18 protein-coding genes, 1 tRNA gene and 1 other RNA gene are annotated in these 15,239 nt (G+C 66.7%); 8 read left to right on the top strand and 12 right to left on the bottom strand.

Annotation, left to right across the window (positions count from 1 at the left end; genetic code table 11):
- Window positions 1–642 carry a CoA pyrophosphatase gene (locus ACOOHP_RS11920; protein WP_420466643.1) on the top strand — a complete coding sequence of 214 codons (642 nt, stop codon included), beginning with the start codon at window positions 1–3 and terminating at the stop codon, window positions 640–642.
- Window positions 629–1,003 carry a MazG nucleotide pyrophosphohydrolase domain-containing protein gene (locus ACOOHP_RS11915; protein WP_420466642.1) on the top strand — a complete coding sequence of 125 codons (375 nt, stop codon included), beginning with the start codon at window positions 629–631 and terminating at the stop codon, window positions 1,001–1,003. Before ACOOHP_RS11920 ends, ACOOHP_RS11915 begins: the two co-directional genes overlap by 14 nt.
- 43 nt (window positions 1,004–1,046) lie before the next feature.
- On the opposite strand, the gene pqqB is transcribed toward ACOOHP_RS11915, so the two are convergent.
- The 5 genes from pqqB to pqqA all read right to left on the bottom strand — a co-directional run bounded on the left by pqqB (window position 1,047) and on the right by pqqA (window position 4,447).
- Window positions 1,047–1,961: a pyrroloquinoline quinone biosynthesis protein PqqB gene (gene pqqB / locus ACOOHP_RS11910; RefSeq protein ID WP_420466641.1), complete on the bottom strand. Its 915-nt coding sequence runs from the start codon at window positions 1,959–1,961 to the stop codon at window positions 1,047–1,049.
- A 37-nt stretch (window positions 1,962–1,998) separates the two neighbouring features.
- A complete protein-coding gene (pqqE, locus tag ACOOHP_RS11905) occupies window positions 1,999–3,252 on the bottom strand; it encodes a pyrroloquinoline quinone biosynthesis protein PqqE (protein WP_420466640.1) in 1,254 nt (417 codons plus the stop codon).
- Window positions 3,212–3,490: a pyrroloquinoline quinone biosynthesis peptide chaperone PqqD gene (gene pqqD / locus ACOOHP_RS11900; RefSeq protein WP_420466639.1), complete on the bottom strand. Its 279-nt coding sequence runs from the start codon at window positions 3,488–3,490 to the stop codon at window positions 3,212–3,214. The genes pqqE and pqqD overlap by 41 nt, the downstream gene beginning before the upstream one ends.
- Complete coding sequence (gene pqqC, locus ACOOHP_RS11895; RefSeq protein WP_420466638.1) at window positions 3,483–4,244, bottom strand: pyrroloquinoline-quinone synthase PqqC; 762 nt, start codon at window positions 4,242–4,244, stop codon at window positions 3,483–3,485. Before pqqC ends, pqqD begins: the two co-directional genes overlap by 8 nt.
- A gap of 128 nt (window positions 4,245–4,372) precedes the next feature.
- A complete protein-coding gene (gene pqqA, locus ACOOHP_RS11890) occupies window positions 4,373–4,447 on the bottom strand; it encodes a pyrroloquinoline quinone precursor peptide PqqA (protein ID WP_420466978.1) in 75 nt (24 codons plus the stop codon).
- Between the two features lie 207 nt (window positions 4,448–4,654).
- On the opposite strand from pqqA, the gene pip reads away from it, so the two are divergent.
- From pip to ilvB, 6 genes are all read left to right on the top strand, one after another.
- On the top strand, window positions 4,655–5,644 hold the full coding sequence (pip, locus tag ACOOHP_RS11885; RefSeq protein ID WP_420466637.1) for a prolyl aminopeptidase: 990 nt from the start codon (window positions 4,655–4,657) through the stop codon (window positions 5,642–5,644).
- Window positions 5,641–6,993: an ATP-binding protein gene (locus tag ACOOHP_RS11880; RefSeq protein ID WP_420466636.1), complete on the top strand. Its 1,353-nt coding sequence runs from the start codon at window positions 5,641–5,643 to the stop codon at window positions 6,991–6,993. The genes pip and ACOOHP_RS11880 overlap by 4 nt, the downstream gene beginning before the upstream one ends.
- Window positions 6,990–7,637, top strand: coding sequence for a response regulator (locus ACOOHP_RS11875; protein ID WP_420466635.1), 648 nt, complete (start codon window positions 6,990–6,992; stop codon window positions 7,635–7,637). The genes ACOOHP_RS11880 and ACOOHP_RS11875 overlap by 4 nt, the downstream gene beginning before the upstream one ends.
- A gap of 20 nt (window positions 7,638–7,657) precedes the next feature.
- Entirely contained in the window at window positions 7,658–8,830 is a 1,173-nt protein-coding gene (locus ACOOHP_RS11870) for an MFS transporter (protein ID WP_420466634.1), read from the top strand.
- A gap of 100 nt (window positions 8,831–8,930) precedes the next feature.
- Window positions 8,931–9,007: transfer RNA gene (locus tag ACOOHP_RS11865), tRNA-Val, on the top strand.
- 206 nt (window positions 9,008–9,213) lie between these two features.
- Window positions 9,214–10,884, top strand: coding sequence for a biosynthetic-type acetolactate synthase large subunit (gene ilvB / locus ACOOHP_RS11860; RefSeq protein WP_420466633.1), 1,671 nt, complete (start codon window positions 9,214–9,216; stop codon window positions 10,882–10,884).
- 111 nt (window positions 10,885–10,995) lie between these two features.
- Here the strand turns inward: ilvB and ACOOHP_RS11855 are convergent, their stop codons facing one another.
- From ACOOHP_RS11855 to ACOOHP_RS11825, 7 genes are all read right to left on the bottom strand, one after another.
- A complete protein-coding gene (locus ACOOHP_RS11855; protein ID WP_420466632.1) occupies window positions 10,996–11,466 on the bottom strand; it encodes an EVE domain-containing protein in 471 nt (156 codons plus the stop codon).
- Window positions 11,467–11,503: 37 nt separating this feature from the next.
- Entirely contained in the window at window positions 11,504–12,130 is a 627-nt protein-coding gene (locus ACOOHP_RS11850) for a 5-formyltetrahydrofolate cyclo-ligase (protein WP_420466631.1), read from the bottom strand.
- 1 nt (window position 12,131) lies between these two features.
- A non-coding RNA gene (ssrS, locus tag ACOOHP_RS11845) (6S RNA) lies at window positions 12,132–12,313 on the bottom strand.
- A 70-nt stretch (window positions 12,314–12,383) separates the two neighbouring features.
- The gene (locus ACOOHP_RS11840) at window positions 12,384–12,713 is read right to left on the bottom strand and encodes a cell division protein ZapA (protein ID WP_420466630.1); all 330 of its coding nucleotides are present in this window, start codon (window positions 12,711–12,713) and stop codon (window positions 12,384–12,386) included.
- 55 nt (window positions 12,714–12,768) lie between these two features.
- On the bottom strand, window positions 12,769–12,975 hold the full coding sequence (locus ACOOHP_RS11835; protein WP_420466629.1) for a hypothetical protein: 207 nt from the start codon (window positions 12,973–12,975) through the stop codon (window positions 12,769–12,771).
- A gap of 54 nt (window positions 12,976–13,029) precedes the next feature.
- Entirely contained in the window at window positions 13,030–14,448 is a 1,419-nt protein-coding gene (locus tag ACOOHP_RS11830) for a DegQ family serine endoprotease (RefSeq protein WP_420466628.1), read from the bottom strand.
- A gap of 91 nt (window positions 14,449–14,539) precedes the next feature.
- A complete protein-coding gene (locus tag ACOOHP_RS11825; protein ID WP_420466627.1) occupies window positions 14,540–15,172 on the bottom strand; it encodes a YbhB/YbcL family Raf kinase inhibitor-like protein in 633 nt (210 codons plus the stop codon).
- Window positions 15,173–15,239: the final 67 nt, after the last annotated feature.

The following is a 15,239-nucleotide window of genomic DNA, read 5'->3' as shown; positions in this document are numbered from 1 at the left end:
GTGGCGCATTTCAAGCCCGAAGCGCTGGAAGCGCGCCTGCGCGCCGCGCTGGCAGGCACGCACGACACCGAGCCGCGGCCGATCGCCAAGCTCGACCTGCCCCTGGGCGGTGATCGCTGGCTGACGCCGGCCTTCATGAAAGCGCTGCGGCCGGCGGCGGTGTTGGCGCCGGTGGTGCGCGGCCCCGACGGATACTCGATCCTGCTGACGCGGCGCTCGGATGCTCTGGCCTCGCATCGGGGGCAGGTAAGCTTTCCGGGCGGTCGGCGCGATGACACCGATACCTCCGCTGCCGCCAACGCGTTGCGCGAAGCGCACGAGGAAGTCGGCCTGGACCCGCTGAAGGTCGAGATTCTGGGTTATCTGGACGATTACCCCACCATCAGCCGCTACCGCGTCACCCCGGTGGTGGGCCTGGTGGACGGCCCGGTGGCCCCGGTGATCCAGGTCTCCGAAGTGGCCGAAGCGTTCGAGGTGCCGATGCACATCGTGCTCGACCCCAAAGTTTATGTGCAGCGCAGCCTCACCCGCGAGGGACTGATGATTCCGTTCTACGAACTGGACTGGGGTCCCCAGCGTATCTGGGGCGCCACCGCCGGGATGCTGCACGATCTGTGTCTGCGTTTTCATGCGCAAGGCTGAAGGCTCGCTGCACCAGGCACTGGCGCTGCAGCACGAGGCCGCGCAGGACGGTTTCGACTGGTCGCAGCTTGCGGACGTGTGGGCCAAACTCGAAGAGGAACTGGCCGAGTTGCGCGAGGCGATTCCCCAGGGCGAGACACGCACGCGCGACGAGTTCGGCGACCTGCTGTTCGTGATGGTCAACCTCGCACGTCACCTCGGCGTGGACCCGGAACAGGCGCTGACCCAGGCCAACCAGAAGTTCCAGCGGCGCTACGCGCGCGTACTGGCCGGGCGTGCGATCTGGGACGGGCTGCGCGGAGCAGCGCGACTGGAGGCGATGGAGCAGTTGTGGGTGCAGGCCAAGCGCGACGGGCTCTGAGCCGGCTTGAGCCGGAAAACGGCATTTGCCGCGAATTCCAGGTTCACAACAGCATCATGCCGTCGTAACCCACCTCCCAGCCGGCGGCCTCCACTTCCGCGCGCTCCGGCGAGTCCGCCAGCAGCACCGGGTTGGAGTTGTTGATGTGCACCAGCACCTTGCGTCGCACCTCCAGCGACGAGAACGCCGCCAGGGTGCCGTCCTCACCGCTGAGGCTCATGTGGCCCATGCGCAGGCCGGTCTTGCTGCCGGTGCCGGCGCGGATCATCTCGTCGTCGCGATACAGCGTGCCGTCGAACAGCACCAGGTCGGCGCCGCGCAGGCGTTGCGCCAGAGCGTCGGTCATGGCGGCGCAGCCGGGGATGAAGTACAGCTCCGAGCGGCCGTCGCGGATATGGATGCCGACCGTCTCCTCGCCGGTCACCTGCTTGGGCGCGTCCTGTCCTTCCAGATACAGCGGCACCTTGCCGGGCACCGCGAACAGTTCCGCGTGCAGGCCGCTGCCGCGCCCGTCGGGCAAACACAGCTCTGTCGCCTCGTGCAAGGGCAGACGGCAGCGCGCCACCACGTCGGGCGCCAGCACGTTGAAGATCGGATTGGCGGCCAGCACCGCGTGCACCTTGGCGGTGGCGTAGAGACCAAAGGCGGTGCGCTCGCGCAGATTGAGCAGGCCGGCGATGGCATCGACGTCACCGCCGTTGAGCACCACGCCGGCGATCGGCGACGAACGCAGGCCGTGGCGCGGATGCAGCGAGGCGTTGGCTTCGATCTGCTGGCGCAGATCGGGCGAGGCGTTGAGCAGGAACCAGTGCTCGCCGTCGGCGCTCACTGCCACCGAGGCCTGCGTGCGGGCTGGCGCCAGCGGATCGCCGCGGCGTGCGCGCCGGCAGCCGGGAGCGTTGGAATTCCATTGCGGGAAGCCGCCGCCGGCGGCGGCGCCCAGGATCAGTGCTCGCATGGCGTGGGTTGATCGCGATCGATAGGAGAGGGTCGGCTCAGCGTCCGATGCGCGTGTTGGCGGCCGAAGCCTGTGCGCCGGGTTCGAACAGACGCCGGCGATCGTCACTCAGTTGCACGCTTTCGTGCTCGAGCATCAGCTGGCGCGACTCGCGATCGGTGCGGAATACCAGCGGAAATTCGGTGCCACGGTCGCGCTCCGCCTGGTCCACCGCGTCGACGATCAGGTGATGGTGCTCGGATTTGTCGCATACCGGATCGGCATTCTCCGCATCGCCGGTCAGCATCCAGGCCTGGCAGCGGCAGCCGCCGAGATCCTTGTCCTTCTCCGGGCAGGTCTTGCACGGCGACTTCATCCAGGCATCGCCGCGGAAGCGGTTGAAGCCCGGCGAGTCGTACCACGCCCATGCCATGGAATGTTCGCGCACATTGGGGAAGCTCATTCCCGGCAGCATGCCGGCTACGTGACAGGGCAGCACGGTGCCGTCGGCCTGCACGGTGACAAAAAATGTGCCCCAGCCGTTGGTGCATTTCTTCGGCCGCGTGGCGAAGTAATCGGGCATGACGAAGAACAGGCGCATGCGACCGCGAACCTTGGCACGGAACGCTTCGGTGACCTGTTCGGCACGCGCGATCTGCCCGCGGGTGGGCAGCAACTGGCGACGGTTGAGATAGGCCCAGGAATAGAACTGCGTGTTGGCCAGTTCCACGTACTCCGCGCCCATCGTTTCGGCCATTTCCAGGATCGTGCCGATGTGATCGATGTTGTAGCGGTGCAGCACGCAGTTGAGCACCATCGGATAGTCGTACTGCTTGATCAGCGCGGCGACTTTCACCTTCAGATCGAAGGTGCGTGTGCTCGACAGGAAATCGTTCATCTCCCGCGTCGAGTCCTGGAACGACAACTGGATGTGATCCAGCCCGGCGTCCTTCAGGGCCGCGATGCGGGATTCGGTCATGCCGACGCCGGACGTCAGCAGGTTGGTGTAGTAACCCAGGCTGCGTGCTTCGCGCACGATCTCTTCGAGGTCTTCGCGCAGCAGCGGCTCGCCACCGGATAGACCCAGTTGCGCGGCGCCCAGTGCGCGCGCTTCACGCAACACGCGCAGCCATTCGGCGGTGGTGAGTTCGCGATGCTGCTTGGCGTAGTCGACCGGGTTGTAGCAGAACACGCAGTGCAGCGGGCAACGGTAGGTGACCTCCGCCAGCAGCCAAAGCGGGGGATCGATGCCGACACGGCTCGGCGGAGAATCAGGCGACACGCCGCACCCAGCCCTGTTCCAGCGCCGCATCCAGAAACGCCAGCACGTCGTCGAGCAGGCCCCGGGTGGCGAACGCGGACTCGCAGTCGCGGGCGACTTCGGCGACGCTGCGCCGGCCATCGAGGCGCTTGAGAATTTCCCCGGCGCTCGGGTTGAGCTTGACCATGCCCTCGGGATACAGCAGCACATGTGCGTTTTGCACCGGCTCCCATTGCAGGCGATAGAGCCGGGCGACAGCGTAGACCTGATCCGCGGCAGGGTTATTCACGGGCGTTGCCCGGCGCGATATCAGGCGCCAGCTTGGGGCTCATGATTCTCATCTCGCATTGGCTGAGCATGATGGCGTCGGCCAGTGCCCACAGGACGTCGAGCTTGAACTGCAGAATCTCCAGGGCTCGTTCCTGCAGGGCGCGCGTGCGGCTGAAATACGCCAGGGTCAGAGTCAGGCCGTGCTGCACGTCGCGACGCGCCTGGGTCAGCCGCGCCTTGAAGTAGCGCAGGCCGGCGGCGTCCACCCAGGGGTATTGTTCGGGCCAGGTGTCCAGGCGTTGCTGATGGATGTGCGGCGCAAACAACTCGGTGAGGCTGGAAGCTACCGCCTCCTGCCAGCTGGCCCGCCGTGCAAAATCCACATAGGCGTCCACCGCGAAACGGGCGGCCGGCATCACGTGGCGCAGGCTGACGACGTCGTCGCGTGACAAGCCCACCGCCTGCCCGAGCCCGATCCACGCCTTGATGCCGCCCTCATCCTCACCGTAGCCATCGTGGTCGAGGATGCGCAGCACCCATTCGCGCCGCACTTCGCGGTCGTCGCAATTGGCCAGGATCGCAGCGTCCTTGCGCGGGATGCTGATCTGGTAATAGAAGCGGTTCGCCACCCAGCCTCGCAGTTGTTCCCGGGTGAGTTGGCCCTGCGCCATCATCACGTGGAAGGGATGATGGATGTGATAGCTGCTGCTCTTGCCGCGCAGCCGGTGCTCGAATTCCTCCGCACTCCATGGTGGTGCCTGAAGTTCGCTCATCGGAATCTCGCGGGATGCCGAAACGAATCCGGCGGTGAGCTTCTCACCGCCGGATTCGCAATCGACTTCAACGACATTTCGCCGGCCAGTGCAATCCTGCGGCGAAACGCGAACCGCGCACGTTCGGCTCAGCGAGCCGCGACGTACAGGTTGATTTCAAAGCCATACCGCATGTCGATGGCGGCGGGTTTGGTCCAGGCCATAATGTTCTCCTCAAGCTGAAGTTGGAAGGGATCGCGTCGCCGCGACCGGGTCACCCGACCGGTATGACCTGAGCTGCATTGTTTGCCCGCCGCCAGTATCGCGGTAGCGTCGGTATGCGCGACCGCGCCTCATGAAAATCATGAGCCGTGCGGACCCGGTGCGGCCGGGCTAAGGTTGCATCCCAGCCTCGACGTCTCCGACATGGCGTGAACGACAAGCACAACGGTCCGTACCCAGGTCTGTACCCGGCGGTCGAGCCTTACCGCAGCGGACACCTGCCGGTCGGGGAGGGTCACCAGCTCTATTTCGAGGAATGCGGGCACGCTGAGGGTCAGCCGGTGGTGTTTCTGCACGGCGGCCCGGGCAGCGGCTGCATCGCGGCGCACCGGCGTTTCTTCGATCCCGCGCACTACCGCGCGATTCTGCTCGACCAGCGTGGCTGCGGGCGCAGTCGACCGGCCGGTGGCCTGGAGGCGAACACCACCGCGCATCTGGTGGAGGACCTGGAAAGCCTGCGCGAGCACCTCGGGCTGCAGCGCTGGCTGGTGTTCGGTGGTTCCTGGGGTTCGACCCTGGCGCTGGCCTATGCGCGCCGGTATCCGCAGCGCGTGCAAGCGTTGGTGCTGCGCGGTGTGTTCATGGCGCGCGTGCGCGAAGTGGAGTCCTTTGCCTACAACCTGCGCAGCTTTCTGCCGCAGGCCTGGCAGGCGCTGGCGGCGCCCTTCGGCATCGCCGACGAACAGGCGGCGCGCGACTTCGATCTGGCCACCCACTGCGCGCGCACGGTGCTGCGTGGCGCGCCCGACGCGGCGCGCGCAATTGCCGGGGCCTGGCTGCAACTGGAATCCGAGGCCATGGCGATGACGGTGAGCGGTGCCACGCCCGGGCCCTCCGGCGACCCGCTGAATCCGCGCACCTACGTTTACATGCATTACCTGGCCAATCGATTCTTCCTGCGCGATGGCGAACTGCTTGAAGGTCTGGACGTGCTGCGCGAGATCCCCCTGCACATCGTGCAGGGCGCGCTGGACCCGGTGTGCCCACCGATCAGCGCTTGGGAACTGGCGCAGAAGCTGCCGCATGCACGCCTGCAGATGCTGCCGCAGACCGGTCATGGCGCCTTCGAGCCGGCCATGAGCAGCGCCTTGGTCAGTGCGCTCAACCACCTGCGTGATCGCTCGATGCCGCCTTCATGAGCCTGCGCTTTCGCATCAACCTGCTGGTCACCGCCGTCACCCTGCTGTTTCTGGGCGCTGGCGTGTACCTGATGATCCAGGAGATGCGCGGGCAGATCCGCGAGGAGATCGAAGCGTCCAATCGCGTCACCGCACAGTTGATGACCGCGGTGTTGTTCAGCAGCAGCATGTTTGCGCGCGGCGCGCTGCGGCAAAGCGTGGTGCAGGATTTCCTGGCCCGGCTGGGTCGGGTTCGCGCCAACGAGATTTATCTGTACGACGGCAGCGACCGCCGCGTGTACGAGTCGCCACCTTCGACCTACAAGGCCGGCCGCCATGCGCCGGACTGGTTTGCCCACCTGGTCGGCCCCGAACTGCCGCCGGTGCGGCTCGACGCCGACAGCTTTTCGGTGGAGATCGTCCCCGATGCATCGCGCAGCGTGCTCGACGCCTGGGACGACATGCTCAGCCTGGCGTGGCTGGCCGCCGGCTTTTTCGTGCTGGTCAACGGCCTGTTGTACGCCGTGGTCGGCCGTGCGGTGAAGCCGGTACGCACCATGGTCCAGGGCTTTGCGCGGGCCGAAGGCGGCGATCTGTCGGTGCGCCTGCCGGACTACGCGCTGCCGGAACTGCACGCCATCGGCGTCGGCTTCAACCGCATGCTGTCGGTGCTCGAACGCACGCTGGCGGCAGAGCGTGAACTCGCCGAAAACCGCCAGCTCACCCAGGTGATCCAGCGCCATCTGGAAGAGGAGCGTCGCGTGCTGGCGCGCGAACTGCACGATGAGATCGGCCAGTACCTCACCGCCATCAAGACGCTGGCCCAGGCGACCGCCAACCGGGTGGAAGGCAGTGATGTGCGGACGCTGGAATCGAGTCGCGCCATCGTGTCTTCGGCCTCGCAGATCTACGATGCCATGCACCGCATCATCCGCCGCCTGCGTCCGCTGGCCCTGGAGGGCGTGGGCCTGGCCGATACTCTGGGCGAAGCCGTGAGCGAATGGGGCAACCTGTATCCGCAACTGGCGTTCGAGTTGTCGTTGCCGGAGCTGTTGCCGCGGCTGGGCGACGACATCGAGATCGCGCTGTTCCGCATCACCCAGGAGGCGGTGACCAACGCAACGCGTCACGCGCAGGCGCAGAAGGTATCGATCCGCATCGAGATGCAGGATGCCGCGGTGCGCCTGAGCGTGACCGACGACGGCGCCGGCATCGCAGCGGATCGTCTGCACGGAGCGGGTCGCAACGGCCTGCTTGGCATGCGCGAACGCGCGCAGGGCCTGGGCGGCTCGCTGGGCATCGAGACGTCGCCGCAGGGCGGCACGCGGATCGTCGCGCAACTACCGATACAGGCGCCGTCACTCGGATGAAATCCGGAGCCAGGATTCGCGTGATGCTGGTGGACGACCACGCCGTGGTGCGCATGGGCTTTCGCATGCTGCTGTCGGACACGCCGGACATCGAGGTGGTGGCCGAGGCCGAGAACGGCGAACAGGCCCAGCAGCTTTGCGCGCAGGCCCTGCCAGATGTGGTGGTGATGGACCTGTCGATGCCCGGCATCGGCGGGCTGGAATCCATCGCCCGGCTCACCGCGCGCTATCCGGGCCTGCGCATCCTGGTGCTGTCGGCGCACGAGGACACCATCCACCCCAAGCGCGCGCTCAAGGCCGGTGCCGCCGGATACCTGAGCAAGCGCAGCGCCGCCGAGGAGTTGATCCAGGCCATCGGCCACATCGCGGCGGGTAGAATGTATATGGAGGCCGCGCTGGCGCAGCGCATGACCCTGCAGCAGTTGTCGGCGCAGCAGAACCCGGTGGACGTGCTGTCCGCGCGCGAGTTCGAGGTGTTCATCGCGCTGGCCAAGGGCCGCTCGGTGAACGCTATCGCCGAAGTGCTGAACCTGTCGCCGCGCACGGTCGGCACGCACCTGTACAACATCAAGCAGAAGCTGGGTGCGGGCAACCAGGCCGAGATCGCGCTGATGGCGCTGCATGCCGGCCTCATCGATCCCTGAGCAATGACGAGTGCCGCGCCATGGCAGCGCTGAAGAACCCGGCGCTGTGGCCGATCGCGCTGATCGTGTTCGTCGACGTGCTGGGGTTCACCGTCGTGATTCCGCTGCTGCCGTTCTATGCCCAGCACCTGGGCGCGACGCCGATGCTGGTCGGTGCGCTGATTGCGACCTATGCACTGTTCAGTCTGTTCGCCGCACCGCTGTTGGGACAATGGTCGGATCGCCGCGGACGCAAGCCGGTGCTGCTGCTGTCGCAGGCGGGATCGCTGCTCGGCTTCGTCGGGCTGGCGCTGGCGCCGTCGCTGCTGTGGCTGTTCGCGGCGCGTGCGCTGGACGGGCTCACCGCCGGCAACCTGCCCGCTGCACGCGCGTACATCTCGGATGTCACGGCACCGGCAGATCGCGCCGCCGCGTTCGGGCTGATCGGCGCGGCGTTCGGCTTTGGCTACATGGTGGGCCCGGCACTGGCGGCGCTGTTGGCGCCACTGGGGCTGCAGGCGCCGCTGTGGGCCGCAGCGGGACTGGCACTGCTGAGCATGTTGTGCACCGGAGCGTTGCTGCCGCGCGGCGCAGCGCCGTCGGCGTTTGCAGCGCAGGCGCGGACGGCTCGCGGCGAGCTGCTTTCGGACCCTTTGATTGTCCGCCACCTGCAGCAGCTGTTCGGATTCTTTGCCGCATTCGGCCTGTTCACCGCGGGGTTCGCTCTGTTCTGCGAACGACGCTTCGAGTGGCAGGGCGAGCCGTTTGGCGCATTCGAGGTCGGCTTGGCGCTAGCTCACATCGGCGCGCTCGGGCTGCTGGCGCAGGTGTTTCTGTTGGGGCCGCTGGTACGCCGTTACGGCGAAGCGAGACTGGTGCGGGCTTGCCTGCTGCTGGCGGCGCTGGGCTACCTGGGTTTGGGCTGGGCCGATAATCTGCCGCTGCTGGCCGCCTGCCTCAGTCTTACCGGCGTATGCAACAGCCTGCTGCGACCCAGCCTGCTGGGATTGATTTCGCAGGCGGTACCGGCCACGCGGCAGGGCGCAGTGTTTGGATTGACCCAATCGCTGCAGTCCGTCGCCATGCTCGTCAGTCCGCTGATCGCCGGCGGCCTGATTCACTTCGGCTGGCTGGCTGCCTGGGCCGCGGCTTGCGCGTTGGCGCTGCTGGCGGCGCTGGTGACTGGCCGGCGCATGCGCAGCCCGCATGCCTGAACCTTCAGCCGAGCGCCCATCGTGGCGATTGATCGGGCCGGTGACCGGAGTTGCTTGTCTACGTTCGCGCCGGTAATCTTCGCGCCCCTGCGGTTGCGGCAGGCGCGTAGCTCAGCTGGTTAGAGCACCACCTTGACATGGTGGGGGTCGGAGGTTCGAGTCCTCTCGCGCCTACCAACGAATCGCATTTTCCCGGGATTTCGCGGTAGTCATGAATTTCAACAAAGCCATCGTCCTGGCCGTAATGGTCGTCGTTACCGACGCGCCGTAGGGGACGCTGCACGCATCACTCAACCCCCCGCCGGCGCCATCGCCGGCGGGGGGTTCTTGTTTTTGCAGTCCACGCCGGAGATGCCGCCCAGGGGTCCACATCGAGACCTTCCATGGACATCACTGGCGCACAACTCATCACCCGCTTTCTCGAACAGCGCGGCACGCCCTTCGTTGCCGGTATCCCCGGCGGCGCGGTGCTGCCGCTGTATCGGGCACTGGCCGATTCATCCCTGCGCCACGTGCTGGCGCGCAACGAACAGGGCGCGGCTTTCATCGCGCAGGGCTATGCGCGCGTCGCCGGGCGGGCAGGGGTGTGCATCGCCACTTCGGGGCCGGGCGTCACTAACACCGTCACTGCGCTGGCCGACGCCAAGGCGGATTCGGTGCCGCTGGTGTGCCTGGCCGGGCAGGTGCCGCGCGCGCTACGAAACACCGACGCGTTCCAGGAAGTGCCGACGGGCTTCATCGTGGATCGCATCACCAAGGCGCACTTCGAGGTCAACGCCGCCGCGGAGTTGATCGACCTGCTGCCGGAGGCGTTTCGCATCGCTGAAAGCGGCCGCCCGGGACCGGTGTTGCTGGATCTTCCCAAGGACGTGCAGACCGAGCGCGTGCACTTGCACGAGTTGCCTTTGGCAAGCAGCGCCACCGCATTGCAGACGCCGTGTTCCAACGCGCTTGATCGGGCGGCCGGCATGATCAGGGCTGCGCAGCGGCCGTTGTTTTACTTTGGTGGCGGCGTGCGCCTGGCGCGCGCCAGCAGTGATGCACGCCGGCTGGTGGATGACACCGGTGTGCCGGCGGTGACGAGTCTGATGGCGCTGGGGGTGTTGCCGCCTGCGCACCCGCTCAACCTCGGCATGCTGGGCATGCATGGCGCGCCTTATGCCAACCACGCGGTGGAGGCCTGCGATCTGCTGATCGCGGTCGGCGCCCGATTCGATGATCGCGCCACCGGCAAGCTGACCGGGTTTGCACGCGACGCCCAGGTCATCCACATCGATGCCGATCCACGCGAGCTGGGCAAGCTGCGACGGCCGGACCTGGCCGTTCACGCCGACGCCGGCGCCGCCCTGCGCGCGCTGGGTGCGCTGCTGGTGAAGCAGGACCGGAGTGCTTGGCAAGCCCAGGTCGCTGGATTGCGTCGTGCGCATCCGGCGCCGGCGGCGAGCGGCGACGACCTTTCCTGTCCGCCGATCTTGATTCGCCAGCTCTCCCGACTGGCCGGACCGCATCGCATCGTCACCACCGATGTGGGCCAGCACCAGATGTGGGTGGCGCAGCATTATCCGCTGACGGCTGCGGAGAATTGGCTGACATCGGGCGGGCTGGGCACCATGGGTTTCGGCATCCCGGCCGCCATCGGCGCCGCGCTGGCCTGCCCCGCGGCTGGCGCGCTGTGCATCACCGGCGATGGCAGCCTGTTGATGAACGTGCAGGAGCTGGCGACTCTGGCCGACACCGAGGCCGACGTGAAGATCGTGGTGTTCGACAACGGCGGATTAGGCATGGTGCGCCAGCAGCAGAGCCTGTTCTACCAGCAGCACCATACCGGCTCGGTGTATTCGCGCGGAACCGCGATCTGCGCGCTGGCACGTGCGTTCGGCGTCCCGGCATTGGATCTGGAGCAGGCCACCCATCCCCTGGCGACGCTGCGCGATGTGTTCGTGCAGCCGGGTCCAATGCTGGTGCGGGCGCCGATCCAGCACGCCGAGATGGTGTTGCCGATGGTGGCGCCAGGCGCCGCCAACACCGAGATGATTCTGGAGGTGACTGCCTGAGCGCAGATGCGGTGCCGGTCGGACCCTATGCGCGCCAAGGCGCAGCAAGATGCGAAGGGCCGGCCGGGCGCCGGAGGCGCTGCACCGCGGCGGCCGAAAAGCCTTCTGCCCTCAGGTTGCGCCCGCCAGCTTCAGAATCGCCTTCCAGTGCGGCGCCGATACTGGCACCACCGACAGACGGCTGCCGCGTTCCAGAATGCGCAGGCCCTTGAAGCGCGCCTCCTGCGCGCGCAAGGCCTCCAGCAGCACCGGCCGTTCGAACTTGCGTCTGAATCTGACCTCCACCAGCAGCCAGCGCGGCTCGGCGGGCTTGGCACCCGCATCGTAGTGTTCGTGCTCCGGGTCGAACTGCGTGGGGTCCGGATAGGCTCGCGAGACGATCTCCATCTCGCCGTAAACGCCGGGTTGCGGGCAGCTGGAGTGATAGAAAAAAGCCAGATCGCCGGGCTGCATGTCGTCGCGCATCATGTTGCGCACCTGGTAGTTGCGCACGCCGTCCCAGGCCTCGGTCCGATTCGGCCGCGAAGCCAGATCGTCGATGGAGAAACAGTCGGGTTCGGATTTCATCAGCCAGTAGGCCATCGCGGCGAATCTCCAAGTCGAGCGGGATACGAGTGGATCAGGGGCCGGTGCATTGCGTCATCGGGCGGGGCGTTGTCGGCTGCGAAAAATAACGGATGCCGCGCTCGGTCGCGACGGCGTGAAGACGGATGTCCCAGCCTTCGTCGGGCAGCGCCGACACCCGCTGTATGGAGTAAGCGAGCCCGATACGCCGAGGCCGTGATCCGCGGCTGCGCGCCAACCAGCGATCGTAGTAACCGCCACCGCTGCCCAGTCGATGACCGCGCGCGTCGTAGGCGACCAAGGGGATCAACATTGCGTCGATCGCGCGTCGGGGCCAACGCCGCGCGGCCCGCGGCTGCGCGATGCCGAACGGCCCGTGCACGCACGGCCTGGCATGACGCGGCAAGGCGACCATGTCCATGCGCCCCGGCGCCGTAGCGATGCGGGGCACCAGTACGCGCACGCCGCGCGCCAGCAGCGCATCGATCAGTACGGTGGTGGCCACTTCGCTGCCGTGATGCAGGTATACGGCGACGCAGCGCGCGCGGCGCAGCGGACGGGATCGCAGCAGATGGCGGACCACCAGCGTCGCAAGACGGCGGCGACGGCCGGGCGGTATCAGCGAGCGCCGGCGGCGCAGGGCGCGGCGCAGTTCGGCCTTGTCCTGCACGGAAGAATTCAAGGTGCCTCCCGCGGCGCTTGACGCGGGCTCGGTTCCTTGAGACGAGGTCTCAAGTGGGTGCCGTTCCGATCCATCGGGCTTCCCGCCGACTTCGCGGGCCTGCACGCCAGAACCGGGTGGGGCTCCCTGGTGGTGAAAATAGGCTCAAGGGGCTTGGAGCACACTTGGGCGCTACAGGAGGCACGTCGCAAGGATATCACCTCGGACCTGATCAGCCGCCGGCATATCGCACGCAAACGCGCACGCTGCACGGTTAGTCCAGCGACAGCGTCGAGTCTATATCGAGGCGCAGTTGCTTCACCCGCTCGGCGGCGGCGTGATCGGGCTGCATGACCTTCTCCGATCCCTGCATTTCCAGCACTTCGCGCGCCAGATTGAGCGCCGCCATGACTGCGATACGTTCGGCGCCGAGCGCCTTGCCGCGCTTGCGGATCGCCATCATGCGATCGTTGAGGAAGTCGGCCGATGCCACCAGCGCTTCGTGCTCTTCCTGCGGACACACCACGGTGTACTCGCGTCCCATGATGCGAACGGTGACGCTGAGACTTTCGGGGTCGGCCGATGCTGCCGCGCGCGGACTCATGCGGTCACCTTTGCGAGGTCGGGTCTGCGCCGTACGGATTTTCTTCTCGGAATGTTCATGCGCTCTCCTCGGAACCCTGTTCGGATTCCAGCTTGCGCACGCGGTCGACCACGCCTTCGATCCGACGGCGCAATTCGCCGTTGAGGGCAGTCAGGCGGTCACGTTCCTGTTGTACGCGTTTGAGTTCCAGCCGGGCTTGCCGGTAGGCAGCGACGAGTCGCTGCACGCGCTGTTCGAGTTGTTCGAGTTCGTTGTCGAGCACGTCAACGTCGGATGCGGGGCGGGCTGGCAGTATAGCCCGGCCCCGCAGCCGCGATCAGCGCACGATCAGGAACAGCGCGCCGTCGCCTCGCTGCACGTGCAGCAGCAGCTGGCCTTCCTTGACGCCGGCGAGCTCCTCGAACTTCGCCATGCTGTCGATGCTCTGGCGGTTTACCGCGATGACGACGTCGTCCGGACGCAGGCCGGTGCGCGCAGCGGGCGAACCGGGCGCAACCTGCTGCACCAGCACGCCCTTGGCGTCCAGGCCTTCGCCGGACGGTTTGCCGGCTATTTCTGCACGCGGGCCGAACACGGCGCCGGCCAGCGCCGGGTGCAGGCCCTCGCCGCTGGCGACCTGGTCTTCGGCCTTGCCCACTTCCACGGTGATATCGCGCGGTTTGCCTTCGCGCAGCACCTTGAGCTTGACCTTTTCGCCGACGCGCATCAGGCCGACGGCATTGCGCAGCTGCACGAAGCTTTGAACTTCCTTGCCGTTGGCTTCGAGAATGATGTCTTCCGACTTCAACCCCGCCTTGTCCGCTGGCGAGTCGGGAACCACCTGGGCGACGACCGCGCCGCGGGCTGACGGCAGACCGAAGGCCTTGGCCAGGTCTGGGGTGACGTCCTGGCCGACCACGCCGATACGGCCACGCTGCACCGAGCCGTGCTCGACGAGCTGGTCCATCACGTTGCGGGCTTGGTTCATCGGAATCGCGAAGCCGATGCCGATATTGCCGCCTGAGCGCGACAGGATGTTGGACGGAATGCCGATCAGCTCGCCGTTGAGATTCACCAGCGCACCGCCGGAATTGCCGGGGTTGATGGAAGCGTCGGTCTGGATGAAGTCCTCGTAGCCGCCTTCGCTGATGCCGGTGTGGCGACCGACCGCGCTGACGATGCCGGAGGTCACGGTCTGGCGCAGACCGAAGGGCGAACCGATGGCGACGACGAAATCGCCAACCTGCGCCTTGTCCGAATCCGCCATGGGAATTGCGACCAGGTTCTTGGCGTCGATCTGCACCACGGCGACGTCGGTCTGCGGATCTTTGCCGATCAGCTTGGCGTCGAACTCGCGGTCGTCCGACAGCCGCACGCGGATGCTTTCGGCCTGATCGATCACGTGATTGTTGGTGATGACGTAGCCTTTCTTGGCATCGACGATCACGCCCGAACCGGTGGACTGCGACTCGCGCTCCTGCGGTTGCTCGGGGGCACCGGGGCCCTCGAAGAAGCGCCGGAAGAACGGGTCCTGCATCAGCGGGTTCTGGATCTCGACCTTGGAGGTGACCGCGATGTTCACCACCGCCGGCATGATGTTTTTCAGCATCGGAGCCAGCGAGGGCGTGCCTTGCGTCATGGGGATGCTGATGTCTGCCTGCACCGACGGCGGCGAACCGCCGACGAGCACGAACGACAGCAAGCCTGCCGCGACGACGGCCGGTGCCACCGCTTTGATGAGTAGGGGACGAAGCATCGAAACCTCTGTTTTGGAAGGATTGCGCCGGATAGCGGCGACGGCTATGACCGTGTCGGTCGTTGAAGGTTTCGTGACATGTAGGCGCCGTTCACAGCAGGCGGATACGCGGATTCAGGCTGTAGCGCCCGGTCAGCGCGGCACTGGCCAGTATGTGCCCTTCCAGCGCTGCCTGTACCTCGGCGGCGGTGAAACGCCCGTCCAGCGGAACGCGCTCGAGATCGGTGGCGAGCACCTCGAAGCAGTAATGGTGGGTGACGCTGTCGTTCCACGGCGGGCAGGGGCCGTCGTAGCCGTACCAGTCGCCCGCCATGTCGGCATCGCCGGCAAACCAGGCGGTGTAGTCGTTGATGCCCTGACGCGAGCCCTCCGGACCCGGCGGGTTGCGCTTGCCGCCCGCGGTCACCCCGCGCGAGCAGCTGCCTTCCTCGATCTGCGTCACGCTGGGCGCAATGTCCACCATCACCCAGTGTACGAACGTGGTGCGCGGCAGCTTGAGGGGTACTTCGCGGTCTTCCTTGTTGACGTCGTCCGGCCGGGTGGGCACGTCGGGGTCGGTGCATAACAGGACGAAGCTGCGGGTGGCGGCCGGGGCGCCGCTCCAGGACAGTTCGGGATTGAGATTGTCCGACAGGCGCACATGGCCCTTGGGCGCCTTGACGGCGAACGCGCAGCGCCCGGGAATCAGGCCGCCGTTGTCGAACGATTTGCTGGTGAGCTTCATCGAATTTGGATCCCAATCGTGTCGTTATCGGTAGCGCCGCAGCCGGGCGGTTGTTTTCCCAACGCTC

It is taken from the genome of Panacagrimonas sp., from assembly GCF_965216805.1.
GTDB lineage: Bacteria > Pseudomonadota > Gammaproteobacteria > Nevskiales > Nevskiaceae > Panacagrimonas.
The sequence above is the reverse complement of the archived record's forward strand: the minus strand, read 5'-3'. Positions and strand labels throughout refer to the sequence as shown.